This window comes from Arthrobacter sp. 01N442, from assembly GCF_056399345.1.
In genome coordinates, this window is the sequence record NZ_JBFTRD010000002.1 from 539,332 (window position 1) to 554,299 (window position 14,968).

The following is a 14,968-nucleotide window of genomic DNA, read 5'->3' on the forward strand; positions in this document are numbered from 1 at the left end:
GTTAGTCTTCGATCCTAGCCGATGCTGTGTCCGCGCCGCGTGATCCCGGCGGCGGTAACCGGCAAGGTTTCATTTTTTCCTTCGCCGGTCGAACGGGAAGTAGGGGTTGTGGCCGGCCTGGCCCTGGTAGGTCCGACGCCCCGGCAATGGAATTTCAGCCCGGCCCTGGCTGGCCTGGGCGGTGCCGGGACGTTCCTCCTCCGGAAGGTAGCCGCGGTCGGCCGCCCAGCCCTGGTTGTCCCCGGCTCCAAGGTCGGGCCCCGCACGGAACGACGCGGCGTCGAATTCGCCCGAGATCCGGGGGATCAGGCCGGTGTCCACAGACGTGGTGGCGCGTTCCGGAACCCGGCGCGGCGGAGCCGGAACCTCGTGGGCGGCAGCCTCACCGGCACCGGTCTCGGTGCCAGTCTCAGGCCGGGTTTCGGGCATTGATTCCGGGGCCGGGGCGCTGCGCCGCAGACGGCCCAGCAGCGGCTGCAGCAGGTCCTGCAGTTCCGTGACCCGGAGGAGCTTGAGCAGGACGAAGTAGACGGCGAGCATGACGGGCCCGACGACGACGACCGTCACGAGGGCCGCGGCCCGGCTGCTCCAGGCGAAGCCGTCGGCGTGGTAGCTGCCCATCAGCCAGAGGGCTCCGGCACCCGCCACTGCCGAGCCGAGCGCCGCGTAGCCCATGCGGATATAGGAGCTGGCCACCCGGGGCCCGTCGAGGTGCCCGAGGAGGCGGCGAAGGAAGAAGGCACTGACCATGACCGAGAGGATGTTGCCGCCGGTGTAGAGGATCGCGATCGCGAAGATGATCTGGTCGAACGGCAGGAACTGGATGAAGAAGGCCGACACCACATTGACCAGGGCCAGCACCAGTTGGATGAAGAACGGGGTCCGGGCATCCTCGTTGGCGTAGAACACCCGGGACATCATGAAGTTTGCGCTCATGAACGGGGTGCTGAGGGCCAGGATGGTAAGCGTCTGGGCCAGCATGACGCCGTCCTGGCGCACATCGCCGGAGAAGAACATGCCCAGCGGACCGGCCAGCGCGAAGAGCGCCAGTGCGCCGAAGACCGTTGCCACGGCCATGGTCCGCAGCCCATGGGAGAGTGCACTGCGCAGCGCGGCCCGGTCCCCGTCCTGGGATGCCCGGGTCATCCGGTTAAACAGCACGGTGGCCAGCGAGAGGGCAATGATGGAGTGCGGCAGCAGGTACAGCTGGCTGGCCACCTCCAGTACCGCGTTGCCCGGAATGTTGGCCGCTGCGGGGTCGCCTGCCTGCTGCAGGCGCAGCCGTTCAGTGCCCGGGATCGTGGCGATGCGCATGACGTAAAGGAATGCCAGCTGCCCGACGGCGGCCGTGGCCAGGGTCCAGACGCTCAGCTTCGCGGCGTGGCCCAGGCCCACCCCTCGCCAGCCGAAGCGCGGGCGCAGCCCCAGGCGCAGCCTGAAGACCGGAATAAGGAGAATGGCGGTCTGGGCGACGACTCCGATCGTGGAGAACCCGGCGACGAGGATCGTCTGGAACGCGCCCCAGTTGTCGATGGTGTGCGGGTTGGTTGCGTTGGCGCCCATGATGCCGATGAACATGCCCAGCCCGGCGATCGCCACAATGTTGTTGATGATCGGCGCCCACATCGCGGGCCCGAACGCCCCGTGGGCATTGAGGACCTGGGTCAGCAGGGCGTACAGGCCGTAGAAGAAGATCTGCGGAAGGCACCAGAACGCGAAGGAGACCGCGAGGGCCTGCTGCTGCGGCGAATAGCCCTGGGTGGTCAGTTGGATGACCGACGGTGCCAGCAGCGTCACCAGCAACGTGAGCGCGAGCAGCACCAACACGGCCAGCGTCAGCAGGCGGCTGATGTAATCCGCCCCGCGGTCCGGCGCCTTGCTGGCCTTGATGATCTGGGGCACCAGGACAGCATTGAACACCCCGCCCGCCACCAGGAGGAAGATCAAGTTGGGGAGGTTGTTGGCATTGATGAAGGTGTCGTTGACGGTGGAGCCCAGGCCCAGGGCGGCCGCCAGCATCCACGTCTTGGCGAAGCCCAGGAACCGCGAAACGAGGGTCCCGGCGGCCATGACGGCGCTCGAACGCGCCTCTCCGGACTGGACGGCTTGGGAATCGGACCGGCCGGAGGGGGCGGACTTTTCGAACGGGGGCTTGGCGGCAGACATTATCTTCATCGTCTCACCCGGGCGCGGCTTTGTGCGTAATCCGGGCACCGGCGGCGCGGGTTCGTGATCTTCCGGGGCGACAGGGCCGCCGCGGTCCGCGTCAGCGGTGTTCGGGCAGGACTTCCCGGGCGAGGTCCGCAATGCGGCGCTCATTCGGGAAGGAGAGCTTGCGGGCGAGTTCGTGGATGGGAACCCAAGCCACGTCCACGGCTTCCTGGTCCGGATCGTTCTCGATGGTCAGTTCCCCGCCGGTGGACTGAAGGAGGAAATGGTGGACGGTCTTGTGCACGCGGTGCCCGCTGACCGTGAACCAGTAGTCGATGCTTCCGAGCGGGGCGAGGATCTTGCCTTCGATCCCGGTTTCCTCCGCAATCTCGCGGACTGCGGCTTCCTCGTTGCTTTCCTTGCCCTCGGGGTGGCCCTTCGGCAGGCACCATTCAAGGCGGCCGCCCCGGTTGAGGCGGGCGATGATGGCAACCCGCAACTCGGCGTCGGAGGTGTCCACCACGACGCCGCCGGCGGAGACTTCCTCGACGGTCGGCAGCGACGCCTGTCCCGGGTGCGGGGCGGGCGCGACGTTGGCACCGATTGCCGATGGCAACGGTGGGTTCGTCCTCCTGCCGGGAGCACTCGGTACGGGATGGGCCATGAAGTCCACTCTAACGACTCTTGCCCGGACTTGATGACCTAAACATGACAGGAAAGTGGCCGGGCGGAAAACTGGACTGGCGCGCCTGCCTGTCCGCGGCGCGCACGCCGGCGGAACGGGGACCGCCCTGGTGTGGTGCTGGCCGGGATTTCTGACAAGCTTAAGAGACTATGGCGCACGCACATCACCAGACTGACTCCCACACCGTCGATTTCCAGGTAGATCCGGTGGTCCTTGAGCTTGGGCAGCGCTTTGTCGACGCCGGTCACGAACTCTCCCTGGTCGGCGGACCGGTTAGGGACCTCTTCCTGGGCCGGGTATCGCCGGACTTGGACTTCACCACGGATGCGACGCCGGACCAGACGTTGGCGCTGATCAAGAAGTGGGCGGACAACTACTGGGAGATCGGGCGCGCCTTCGGGACGATTGGCATGCGCAAGGCCGGGTTCCAGATCGAGATCACCACCTACCGCGCGGAGGCCTACGATCCGGAATCCCGCAAGCCGGTAGTGGCGTTTGGATCTTCGCTCACGGATGACCTGCTGCGGCGGGACTTCACCATCAACGCCATGGCACTGCGGCTGCCGACGCTGGAACTGGTGGACCCGTTCGGCGGCGTCCGGGACCTGCACTCGTCCACGCTCGCCACCCCCGGCTCGCCGGAAGACTCCTTCTCCGATGACCCGCTGCGTATGATGCGCGCCGCCCGTTTCGCCGCCCAGTTGGGCGTAACCGTGCACGACGACGTGCGCCAGGCCATGACGAAGATGGCTGAGCGGATCAAGATCATCTCCGCCGAGCGCGTCCGCGACGAACTGGTCAAGCTCATCTGCGCCCCCCGGCCGCGGACCGGCGTGGACCTGCTCGTGGAGACGGGGCTGGCCGAGTTCGTGTTGCCCGAGGTCTCCGCCCTGCGCCTCGAATCCGATGAGCACCACCGTCACAAGGACGTCTACCAGCACTCGCTGCAGGTCCTGGAGCAGGCCGCGGCGCTGGAATCGGAGGCCGACGGTCCGGTGCCCGGCCCCGACTTTGTGCTGCGGTTCGCTGCCCTCATGCACGACGTCGGCAAGCCCGCCACCCGCCGCTTCGAGCCCGGCGGAGCGGTGAGCTTCCGCCATCACGACATGGTGGGGTCCAAGCTCACGTCCAAGCGGATGAAGGCGCTGCGCTTCGACAACGACACGATCAAGGCGGTGGCCAGGCTGGTGGAGCTGCACATGCGCTTCTACGGCTACGGCGACGCCGGCTGGAGCGACTCGGCGGTCCGCCGCTACGTCACCGACGCCGGCCCGCTGCTGGAACGACTGCACCGGCTGACCCGCTCGGACGTGACCACCCGCAACCAGCGCAAGGCAGAACGGCTCGCCTTCGCTTACGACGATCTCGAGGCGCGGATCGCCGCCCTGCGCGAGCAGGAGTCCCTCGACGCCGTCCGCCCCGACCTCGACGGCGGCCAGATCATGGCACTGCTCGGACTCAAGCCGGGCCCCGTGGTGGGCCGGGCGTACAAGTTCCTGCTCGAGGAACGGATGGAACACGGTCCGCTCGAGCCGGCCGTAGCCGAAGCCAAGTTGCACGAATGGTGGGCGGCGCAGCCGGAAGCTGCCGCCGTCGACGTTTCCCCGACAGAGGAGTCCTAAGTGATTGCACCTTCCAACGGCCCCCGCCCTCAGCTCTGGATCCTCCGCCACGGTGAAACGGAATGGTCCAAGAGCGGGCAGTACACCGGCCTGACCGACCTTCCGCTCACGGTGGAAGGCGAGCAGCAGGCCGTGGAGGCGCGGAAGGTGCTCGACGCCGTCGACTTCGACCTTGTGCTGACTTCCCCGCTGCGCCGCGCCCGGCGCACCGCGGAACTCGCAGGATTCCCGGACGCACAGCAGGAACCCCTGGCGGTGGAATGGGACTACGGCGAGTACGAAGGCATCAGTTCGGACCTGATCCGCAAGGACAATCCCGACTACCTCATCTGGACCCACGGGGTGCCTAACGGGGAAAGCCTCGACGACGTCGCCGCCCGCGCCGACAAGATCGTGGCCCGCGTGCTCGAATCCGGCTTGGACAATGTGCTGGTTGTGGCGCACGGCCACTTCTCCCGGATCCTCACCGCGCGCTGGCTGGGACTCGACGCCCACGAGGGCCGCCACTTTGTGCTCGGAACCGCGAAAGTTTGCACGCTCGGCTGGGACAAAAAGACCCCCGCGATCGTCCGCTGGGGCCTATAAACTGCGTTTCCGAAAGTTTTTCTAAAAAACTTTATGAATTCGGTGGTCAAACACTGTATTCGTGGTGTATTTTTATTTCTGACCCCAGAGCGACTTGCCAGGGTCACGGCGCGCGTCGCCCGGCCTGTCAGCCGGAGCCACGGCAGGACAGAAAAGGAGGTTGGGAAAAATGATTACTTTGACTAGCGGATGGATGTTTACCTTCACCGCCACCCCGGCCTCTGACGCTGCCGCGCGCCCGAAAGTCGGACTGCCCGCCTGCTAGCTTCCATCACCGGCTGAGGCCGGCGCAGGAAGATTGCCAGGCCTGTCCCCCCGGGGATGGGCTGCGGACGGTTTGACCCGACGGAAGCACGCTTGGCGCGGCATCCCTAGCTGCAGCATCCCCATAGTTCGGAACCCAGCTTCTTGTTGGGGTTGCGCACTCGGCAGCAGGGGCCCATCTTTCGCTTTGCGAAAACAATCAATTAGCATCGGGCATTTCTATGCCCAATTGAGGCTGAATTCACTCTAATTTCGAGGGCCTTAATTGTCATGCCCAATTACTTTTAGTTCCACAACAACGAAAGGCTCCATTGTGACTCTCGCGACCGGTCCAACCGCCCGAACCGCCACCCGGCGGGGCATCGGGAACCAGCTTTCACGCCAACACCCCCGGAGGGAGGTGACCACCATGATCCGACAACTGCAGGACGTGCTGATCTTCAAATCGCAGCCGGTACGCAAGGACAGGACGCAGTTCAACGCCCAACTGCTTGAGCAACGGCGCGAAGACATCTTCCTCGCAATGCACCAGATGGGACTGATCCGCTGATGACAAGTACCGGAACCGATCCGCAAGGAGCCCACGCGGCGACGCGTGGGCTCCCCCTTTTAACCGCCCTTTAGCGGCCGGCCCTGCCGCCGTATCCATCCCCGGCTGCCGGGGCCCGGGGTCCTGCCGCCGCACAGCGCAGCCGCCCCGGTAAGCTCAAGGCATGCAGGAGACAATGCCGCCGGAGAACCGCAAGCGGACCCGACTGGTAGTCCCAAGCCGCAACGACCTGCTGCTGCGGAATTTCACCGAACTCATCGGCGGCCCGCTCGGCCGCCGCACCGCCCCCGGCATCGTCTCCCCCGGGTTCTTCACGGTTGAACGCGTCCTCGTCCTGCTCACCGTTTTGGCCGCACTGGTGGGGATCCTGCTGAAAAGCTACTGCCGCAGCAAGGGCTGGGCATCCCCCGGACAGTTCTATGCGACCTGCTACTCCGATTTCCCCGAACTGTTCAGGAACCGAGGACTCGGCGACGGAGCCTTCCCCTTCGTTACCGCAGGCAGTTTCTTCGAGTACCCCGTGCTGATGGGCTTCATCGCCGGCGCCACCGCGCTGCTGGTTCCCGGCGAGGGCGTAAACAACTCCCGGGTGCTGGCCTACTTCGACGTCAACGCCACCCTGATCGCCGCTGTCTGGATCGTCACTGTGCTGGCCACCGCACGCACAGCCCGACGCCGGTCCTGGGACGCCGCCATGGTGGCCCTCGCCCCGGGCATCGTGCTCGCCGGCTTCATCAACTGGGACATGTGGGCGGTCGCGCTCCTGGCCCTTGGCATGTATTTCTTCTCCCGGAACAAGCTGCTGCTCGCGGGCATCTTTATTGGACTCGGCACCGCGACCAAGCTCTACCCATTGCTGATCCTCGGCGCCGTGCTGTTGCTGGCGCTCCGCACCGGCAAGATCCGCGCCATCTTGGTCACGGCAGGCTCCGCCGTCGCGGCCTGGCTGGCCGTCAACCTCCCGGCGGCCGCCGTCGACCCGGCCGGCTGGAAGTACTTCTACCAGTTCACCGAATCCCGGCCCGCAGGCTACAGCTCCCCCTGGTTTGCCTTCAACCTGGTGGCCGGCCGCCTGGGCTGGATGCCGTTGCAGGCCGAGACCATCAACAGCGCCGCCCTCAACCTCTTCCTGCTTGCCTGCGTGCTGATCGGGGCGCTGGCCCTCGCGGCACCCCGGAGGCCGAGGTTGGCGCAGCTCGTGTTCCTGATCGTCGCCGCCTTCATCCTCACCAACAAGGTGTACTCGCCGCAGTTTGTGATCTGGCTGATCCCGCTGCTGGCGCTGGCGCGGCCCCGGTGGCGGGACTTCCTGATCTGGCAGGCCATCGAGGGCCTGCACTGGGCTGCCATTTGGATGTACCTGGGCCAGGTCACCAGCGGAGGGCCCACCCAGCACAACATCGACATGCCCTACTACGTCCTTGCCGTCGTGGCCCACATGCTCGCCACCGGCTACCTCATGGTCCGTGTGGTGTGGGACATCCTTGATCCGAGCTACGACGTCATCCGCCGCGGGGGCGTTGATGATCCGCACGGCGGACCCTTCGACGGCGCCGCCGACTGGTTGCGGCTGGATCTCCGGCGACCAGCGGCCTCCGTGCTGCCGTGGCGGCGCACCCATGCGGACGCCTGATTCCCATGCCTGACGTCGCCGTCGTTGGTTCGGGTCCGAACGGGCTGGCGGCCGCAGTCACGATGGCCCGCGCGGGGCTGGCGGTACACGTCTACGAGGCGGCCCCTTCCGTTGGCGGAGGGCTCCGGACCTCGGAGTTGATGGAGCCTGGACACTTCCACGATGTGTGCTCCGCGGTGCACCCGATGGCCCTTGCCTCGCCCTTCTTCCGAAAGTTCGAGCTGTCCGAGCGGATCCGGATGGTGGTACCCGAGCTCTCCCACGGCGCGCCCCTCGACGGCGGCCGGGCGGCGCTGGGTTACCGCTCGCTGGAGCGGACAGCAGCGGGCCTCGGGCGCGACGGCGGGGCCTACCGGAGGCTCATGTCGCCCCTGCTGGACCGGCTCGACGGCGTCGCCGACCTCACCCTTAACCAGCTGCTCCGGATACCGCGGGACCCGTTGGCGGCCGCGATGTTCGGACTGCGGACCCTCGAGCAGGGCACCCGCTGGTGGGGCGCGAGGTTCCGGGAAGAGCTGGCGCCGGCCCTGCTCAGCGGAGTTGCCGCGCACGCCGTGGCCCCCCTGCCGACGTTGCCCGCGGCCGGCGCCGGCCTGCTGCTGAGCACACTGGGGCACGCCGGCGGCTGGCCCGTCCCAGTGGGCGGTTCGGCGTCCATCGCCCAGGCGATGGTGGCTGACATCGAGGCCCATGGCGGCGTGGTGCAGACCGGGACACGGATCGGTTCGCTGGCGGAATTGCCTCCGGTCCGGGCCACCCTGCTGGACGTCGCTCCGCCCGGATTGCTCCGGCTTGCCGGGTCCCGCCTGCCCTCCCGCTACCGCCGCGCACTGGAGTCGTTCCGCTTCGGAAACGCAGCCTGCAAGGTCGATTTCATCCTGTCCGGTCCGGTGCCGTGGGCCGCTGCGGAGCTCGCCGACGCCGGCACCGTGCACGTGGGCGGAACCCGGGCCGAGACGGCGGAGGCGGAACGCCTGGTGGCTGCCGGCCGGCACCCGGAACGGCCCTACGTCCTGGTCTCCCAGCCTTCCCGGTTCGATCCCGGCCGGGCCCCCGCCGGCCGGCACATCCTCTGGAGCTACTGCCACGTTCCCGCCGGCTCCACCGTGGACATGGGCGAGGCCGTCACGGCCCAGTTGGAACGTTTCGCCCCCGGCTTCCGGGAGCTGGTGGTGGCCTGCCGGGTGACGACGGCGGCGGAACTCGGCGGCTACAACGAAAACTACGTCGGCGGCGACTTCAGCGCCGGTGCCATGGATTTGCGCGGCCTGCTTCGGCGGCCGGTCCTGAGCACCGTGCCGTGGCGCACACCGCTCCCGGGTGTGTACCTGTGCTCCTCGTCGACACCTCCCGGCCCCGGCGTGACCGGAATGCCCGGTTTCCACGCCGCCAGGTATGCCCTGAAAGACGTGTTTGGCATGCCGGTTCCCGGGCTGGGGAGCCCCTAACTAGGGGCTAAGCAGCGGCTACGGCGCCGGGGCGAGAACTCCGGCCGCGGAGAGACGGCCATCGCGCATCGTGGCCACGGCGTCGGTGTAGGAAACCATTCCGGTGTCATGCGTGACCATCAGGGTCGCCACGCCGAACTCGTCCGTCACCCGGCGCAGCAGCCGGACAATCTCCTCGCTCCGGTCGTGGTCCAGCGCCGCCGTCGGCTCATCGACAAGGAGTACCGCAGGGCTGGCCATCAAGGCCCGGGCAATGTTGACCCGCTGGCGCTGTCCGCCGGAAAGCTGGTGCGGGCGCTTGTCGAGCACCGATCCGAGGCCAACCCGGCCCAGCAGGTCCGCGGCCCTTTGCCGCGCCTCGTGGAGCGGCTCGGTCCGCAGGTGGGCGGCGATCAGGAGCTGTTCAACCGCGGTCAGGGACGGAAGGAGGTTCGGCTGCTGGAAGATGATGCCGATGCTGTCCCGTCGGAGTGCGGTCAGCCCGGCATCCGGGAGGGCGCCGGCGTCGTGGCCCGCCACAACGACGGACCCTTCGGTGGGCCGGACCAGGGTCGCGGCCACGGCGAGCAGCGACGACTTTCCGGAACCTGACGGTCCCACCAGCGAGACGAATTCGCCGCGGCGGACCTCCAGGCTGACGTCGTCGAGCGCCCGCAGGATTTCCTCGCCGTCGGGATATTCGAGCGTGACGTTGCTTAGTTTCAGGGCGGTTTCCATAGATATGCCTTTCAAGGAATGTTTGAGTGCCGAGCGGAGTGGGTAGGGAATGGTTAGTTGCCGCCGAGCGCCAGCAGGGGGTCGACGCGCGTGATGCCCCGCACCGCCAGGGCAGCGCCGGCCAGGCCCAGGAGCACGATCCCGGCGACCGGCAGCAGCGTGGTTTGCGGGGTGGTGAGGAACGGGGCGGCACCGGCGGCCAGCAAACCTCCGAGCACGCCGGCGACTCCCCCCACAGCCGCCCCGGCCACGAGCACGACCGCAGCCTGCACCATGGCGTCCTTCAACACGTAGGCCGAGGAACCGCCCAGCGCCTTGAGCACGGCGATATCCCGCGTCCGTTGCACTGTCCAGACGGTCAGGAAGGCCACGATGACCAGGGCGGAGATGCCGTAGAGGAACGCCTGCATGAGCATGAGCGAACCGTTTTCGCTGCGGTAGGAGCCGAGCGCCTGGAACGAGCCGTCCCGGGTGGTGCTGACTGTTCCGGCCGCGGCGTTGGCGGCGGCGACGTCGACCTTGGCGCCGCCGTCGAAGCTGACCGCGATCACGGTGCCGAGGGCGTCCTTCCCGGCCAAGTGGGCCAGCTTCCGCCAGTCCGCCAGGGTGGTCCAGACGACGCCGGTGTGGGAGTACCACTGGTCCGGCACCACAGCCGATACCGACAGCTCGGTGCCGCCCACCGAGACCCGGCTGCCGGGGGCGAGGTCCAGCTCCTTGGCCAGCCCGGCCCCAACCGCAACGGTGCCCTCGGCCACCGGGGCCGGGGAGAGGGCACTGCCGCCGCCGACGCCGAACACGGCGACGTTCGCCGTGCCGGCAGGGACTCCCCCGGCGCCAAGGCCCTGCAGCCTGCCCTGGCTGATGCCCAGCGCCTCGGCGGTGCTGACGCCGCTGCGGGCGGACCAGCTGGCCACCTGCGCGCCGGTGACCTCGGATGCGGTGAAGGAGGCCTCGGGGCTGCTCCCGGCGGGGGCGCCGAAGACCACCTGGTCCGCCGGGAGGCCGGCGATGGCGGAGGTCGACTGGTTGCCGAGTCCGGCCGTCAGGCCGGAGAGCAGCACCAGCAGCAGGGTGATGAGGGCTACGACGCCGCCCATCAGGGCGAAGCGGCCCTTGGCGAAGCGGATATCGCGGATGGCGAGAAACATGGGTGTCCTTTTTCTGGTGGTGGTTGGCCTCGCTTCCACTCTCCCGGTGCGCGGCGTCCGTGCCATCGGGCCTCCGGATGGTCCGCCGCGGCCGTTTGGTTGGTGCGTGGATCAACCAATTGGTTGATCCTGGTCCGACGGCGGCGTTTTGGGCGCCTTCGCGGGGTGCGGCCGGCGGCGCCGCGGCTAGGCTGAAACCATGGACGGCGGAAGCAGCGGGGCAGCGGGAGAAGGCACCGGTGCAGCGGTCATCCTGCGGGTCCTGCGGGTCAGCCTGCATGTGGGATTCGCTGTGCTGCTTCTCGTGGCGCTGGCCAGGCTGCTGGCCGCCGGCCTGGACCGGGCCGGATGGCTCAGCCTGGTCCTGGTCCTGTGCCTTGCAGGGGTGTATCTGGCCGGCACCGTGCTGGAGAAACGACACTCCGTCCGGCCGGGACGCTTCGATCCGCGGCCCTACTCCACGTGGTGGCTGGGCGCGGTCTGCCTGCTGTGGCTGCTGCTGGTCTGGGGCAGCGCCGACTTCGTCTGGCTGGCCTTCCCGCTGTTCTTCCTTCAACTGCACGTGCTGCCCCGCCGTGCGGCACTGCTAGCGATCGCTGCCAGCACCCTGCTAGTGGTTATCGCGCTGTGGCTGCACAACGGCGGTCCGGAAACAGCCCTGCAACTGCCCATGCTGCTCGGCCCCGCGTTCGGAGCAGCCTTCGCCGTCGTCACCGGCCTGGCCTACCGCGCCCTGTACCTGGAGGCAGAAAACCAGCGGCTCGCCGCTGAGGAGCTGCGCCGCACCCGCGCGGAGCTGGCGCGCAGCCAGCACGACGCCGGAACCGTGGCCGAGCGGACCCGGCTGGCCCGGGAAATCCACGACACCCTGGCCCAGGGTTTCTCCAGCATCGTCTTGATGGGACGTTCGGCCGAGCACGCGCTGGACACCGGGGATCTGGCAGCGGCCAGGAGCCGGCTCCGGACCGTCCAGGACACCGCGGCCGCCAACCTTGCCGAAGCCCGCAACTTTGTCCGCGGCCTGCAGTCCCCGGAACTGGAACAAGACTCGCTGGTCAACAGCCTCAGGCGCCTGTGCGCAACCACGGAAGCGGAGGCGGCCGCCCAAGGCAACGCCCTGCGCTGCAGGCTTGAAATCGAGGGCGCTCCGGCGGAACTTCCCAACCCGTACCGGACCACACTGCTCCGTGCCGCCCAGGCCAGCCTCGCCAACGTGCGGAGCCATGCCAAGGCCGGCAACGCGGTCCTCACGCTCTCCTTCCTGGGCGCCGAAGTGGCGATGGACATTTTCGACGACGGTTCCGGCTTCGACCCCTCGGCGGTGCCGGTCCGGGGGGACGGATCCGGCTTCGGGCTGCAGTCCTTGCGCGGGAGGGTCGCGGCACTGGGCGGAACCCTCGACCTCGAGTCCGCGCCCGGGGAAGGTACGGTGGTGGCCATCCGGCTGCCGCTCGGAAGGGAAGAACATTGAACGAGATCCGCGTCCTGCTGGTCGACGACCACCCCGTTGTCCGGGCCGGCCTGCGCGCCATGCTCACCGATTTCGAGGGCATCACCGTCGCCGCCGAGGCCGCCGACGGCGCCGCTGCCCTGACCACGCTCGGGCGGCTGCACACGCTGGGCGAACCGGTCGACGTCGTGCTCATGGACCTGCAGATGGGCCCCGGTATGGACGGAGTCACCGCGACGGGCAAGATCAAGGCCGGCGAGGCCGGGACGCCTCCTCCTCCGGTGCTGATCCTCACCACCTTTGATTCCGACGCGGACATCCTCGCCGCGGTGGAAGCGGGCGCGAGCGGGTACATGCTCAAGGACGCGCCGCCGGACCAGATCCGCCAGGCGGTGCTGGCCGCCGCGGCGGGCCAGACAGCCCTGGCCCCGGAAGTGGCCGCACGCCTGCTGGGGCGGATCCGGAACCCCGAGCCGGCCCTTTCCGCCCGCGAGATCCAGCTCCTCGAACTACTGGCAACCGGCCTGGGGAACCGGGCCATCGCCAGGCAGCTCTTCATTTCCGAAGCGACGGTGAAGACACACCTCGTGCACATCTACGGCAAGCTTGGCGTGGACAACCGGACCGCGGCCATTGCCGTGGCGGCGCAGCGGCGGATCATCCGGCGGGGCTAGCCGCGGCAGTCCCTGTGACACGGGCCTGTCCCTGGCTCGGGGCATAATGGCGCCATGGGGAAAATTCAGAAGCTCTCGCTCGCTCTTGTCGGTCTGGTCCTTGGCGCCTCGCTGGTGGCGTGCGACGACGGCCGGTCCGGCGCGCAGGACGCAGCGAAACAGCTTGCATCGGCAGTCGCCGCACTCGACGTCGGCACCGTGGCATTCGACGGCAAGGACTCCGGCGAGGCGAACGAGCGGCTCAAGGCGGTCTTCAAGGCCCTCGACCCGGCCAAACCCGCCATCGCGGCCGGGGAACTGAAGCTGGACAAGGACACCGCCACGGTCCCGCTGGACTACAGCTGGAAGATCGGCGCGGGTGAGTGGAAGTACACCGTCACCGCGCAGCTGAAGAAGGCGGACGGGAAGTGGAAGACGGTCTGGAGCCCTGAGCTGCTGGTGCCCAGCCTCGCCGAAACCGAAGTGCTCGGCACCGCGACCGATTCCCCGCAGCGGGCCGACATCCTCGGCGCCGGCGGCGCAAAGCTCGTCACCTACCGGCCGGTGGTGCACGTCGGCATCGACAAGACGCAGCTCGAAACCGCGGATCCGGAAGCCTCGGCGGGCAAATTGGCCCGCCTTGTGGGCGTCGACCCGGCCACCTACACCAAGCAGCTCGCAGCATCGGGGCCCTCGGCCTTTGTCCCGGCCATCACCCTGCGCCAGGCCGGCCGGACCATCACCGACCAAGAGATCACTGCGATACCGGGCGCCCGGGCCATCCCCGACACGCTGCCCTTGGCGCCCACCCGCAGCTTCGCGCGGGCCGTACTCGGCACCGTCGGTGAGGCCAGCGCCGAGCAAATCGAAAAGTCCGGCGGCGCCCTCCGGGCCGGCGACACCACCGGCACCGGCGGCCTCCAGCAGCAGTACGACGCCCAGCTGCGCGGAGCCAGCGGCGTCCAGGTCTTCGCACAGACCGAGGGCCTGACCGCGGAGCAACGGCAGGAACTGCTCAACAAGGGCCGCCGCATCCTCTTCCAGGAGCCGATGAAGCCCGGAACCGCACTCAAGACCACTTTGGACCCGCGCCTTCAGCAGCTGGCCGAGGACGTGCTGGCCGACGTCGGCCCGGCGTCCGCGATCGTCGCACTCCGTCCCTCCAGCGGCGCGGTCCTCGCCGCCGCCTCCGGCCCCGGCAGCAACGGTTACGACACGGCCATGCTCGGCCAGTACGCACCCGGTTCCATTTTCAAAATGGTGGACTCGCTCGCCATGTTCCGCAACGGCATGACCCCGGACAGCAAAGTCGACTGCCCGCCCACCCTCACCGTGGACGGCCGGAAGTTCAAGAACGCCGAAGGCTACCCCGCCACGTCCCTGGGGTCCGTGACCCTGCGCGACGCCTTCGCCCACTCCTGCAACACGGCCTTCATCAACGCCCGGGGCAAGGTCAGCCAGGCCCAGCTGGAGTCCGCGGCCACCTCCCTCGGCGTTGCGGTGGAGGCGCCGTCGCTGGGCGCGGCCGCCTTCCTGGGCTCCGTTCCGGGCGAGGCCGAGGGCACCGAACACGCCGCCTCCATGATCGGCCAGGGCAAGGTGCTGCTGTCCCCGCTGTCCGCCGCCGTCATGGCCGGTTCGGTGGCCAAGGGAGCGCCGGTGTCACCGCAGCTGGTGCTCAACCCGAACGCCGCGGCGGCAGGGAGCCCCACGCCGTCGGCGGGCCCGACGGTGACACCCTCGACGTCGGCGCCGGCTCCCGCCAAGGCCTCGGGCACGCCGGTTACTGCCGCGGAAGCTGCCTCCCTGGCGGACATGATGCGTGCCGTGGTGACCTCGGGCCACGCCGGTTTCCTCGCCGACGTGCCCGGCGCCCCCGTCGGCGCCAAGACCGGCACGGCCGAATTCGGCAAGGACAACCCGCCGAAGACGCACGCCTGGATCGTCGCGGTTCACGGGGACCTCGCCGTCGCCGTGTTCGTGGAGGACGGCGGCCTCGGTGCCACCACGTCGGGGCCGCTGCTCAAGGACTTCCTCACCGCCGCCGGCTGACGCCCGG

At 68.5% G+C, this 14,968-nt stretch carries 12 protein-coding genes; 8 read left to right on the forward strand and 4 right to left on the reverse strand.

Annotated elements, in window-relative coordinates; translation table 11 throughout:
* Positions 1-69 precede the first annotated feature (69 nt).
* A complete protein-coding gene (murJ, locus tag AC1DNC_RS04930; protein ID WP_476861429.1) occupies positions 70-2,166 on the reverse strand; it encodes a murein biosynthesis integral membrane protein MurJ in 2,097 nt (698 codons plus the stop codon).
* 100 nt (positions 2,167-2,266) lie between these two features.
* Positions 2,267-2,767: an NUDIX hydrolase gene (locus AC1DNC_RS04935; protein ID WP_476861430.1), complete on the reverse strand. Its 501-nt coding sequence runs from the start codon at positions 2,765-2,767 to the stop codon at positions 2,267-2,269.
* Between the two features lie 218 nt (positions 2,768-2,985).
* On the opposite strand from AC1DNC_RS04935, the gene AC1DNC_RS04940 reads away from it, so the two are divergent.
* The 5 genes from AC1DNC_RS04940 (at position 2,986) to AC1DNC_RS04960 (ending at position 8,938) form a co-directional block, all read left to right on the forward strand.
* The gene (locus AC1DNC_RS04940) at positions 2,986-4,458 is read left to right on the forward strand and encodes a CCA tRNA nucleotidyltransferase (RefSeq protein WP_476861431.1); all 1,473 of its coding nucleotides are present in this window, start codon (positions 2,986-2,988) and stop codon (positions 4,456-4,458) included.
* Positions 4,459-5,043, forward strand: a complete 585-nt coding sequence (locus AC1DNC_RS04945; protein ID WP_476861432.1) for a histidine phosphatase family protein — start codon at positions 4,459-4,461, stop codon at positions 5,041-5,043.
* Between the two features lie 673 nt (positions 5,044-5,716).
* Positions 5,717-5,857 (forward strand): hypothetical protein, encoded by a 141-nt coding sequence (locus tag AC1DNC_RS04950; protein WP_476861433.1) that lies wholly within the window; start codon positions 5,717-5,719, stop codon positions 5,855-5,857.
* A 163-nt stretch (positions 5,858-6,020) separates the two neighbouring features.
* On the forward strand, positions 6,021-7,490 hold the full coding sequence (locus tag AC1DNC_RS04955) for a glycosyltransferase family 87 protein (protein ID WP_476861434.1): 1,470 nt from the start codon (positions 6,021-6,023) through the stop codon (positions 7,488-7,490).
* Positions 7,491-7,495: 5 nt separating this feature from the next.
* Positions 7,496-8,938: a phytoene desaturase family protein gene (locus AC1DNC_RS04960; protein ID WP_476861435.1), complete on the forward strand. Its 1,443-nt coding sequence runs from the start codon at positions 7,496-7,498 to the stop codon at positions 8,936-8,938.
* Between the two features lie 18 nt (positions 8,939-8,956).
* Here the strand turns inward: AC1DNC_RS04960 and AC1DNC_RS04965 are convergent, their stop codons facing one another.
* Both AC1DNC_RS04965 and AC1DNC_RS04970 read right to left on the reverse strand, forming a co-directional pair.
* Entirely contained in the window at positions 8,957-9,655 is a 699-nt protein-coding gene (locus AC1DNC_RS04965) for an ABC transporter ATP-binding protein (RefSeq protein WP_476861436.1), read from the reverse strand.
* Between the two features lie 53 nt (positions 9,656-9,708).
* Positions 9,709-10,806, reverse strand: a complete 1,098-nt coding sequence (locus AC1DNC_RS04970; protein ID WP_476861437.1) for an ABC transporter permease — start codon at positions 10,804-10,806, stop codon at positions 9,709-9,711.
* A 199-nt stretch (positions 10,807-11,005) separates the two neighbouring features.
* Between AC1DNC_RS04970 and AC1DNC_RS04975 the strand changes: the two genes are divergently transcribed.
* From AC1DNC_RS04975 to AC1DNC_RS04985, 3 genes are read left to right on the forward strand one after another with little or no spacing between them, the layout of a single operon-like run.
* Positions 11,006-12,277 (forward strand): sensor histidine kinase, encoded by a 1,272-nt coding sequence (locus AC1DNC_RS04975; protein WP_476861438.1) that lies wholly within the window; start codon positions 11,006-11,008, stop codon positions 12,275-12,277.
* Positions 12,274-12,930 carry a response regulator transcription factor gene (locus tag AC1DNC_RS04980; RefSeq protein ID WP_476861439.1) on the forward strand — a complete coding sequence of 219 codons (657 nt, stop codon included), beginning with the start codon at positions 12,274-12,276 and terminating at the stop codon, positions 12,928-12,930. The genes AC1DNC_RS04975 and AC1DNC_RS04980 overlap by 4 nt, the downstream gene beginning before the upstream one ends.
* Positions 12,931-12,984: 54 nt before the next feature.
* A complete protein-coding gene (locus tag AC1DNC_RS04985; protein ID WP_476861440.1) occupies positions 12,985-14,961 on the forward strand; it encodes a penicillin-binding transpeptidase domain-containing protein in 1,977 nt (658 codons plus the stop codon).
* Positions 14,962-14,968: the final 7 nt, after the last annotated feature.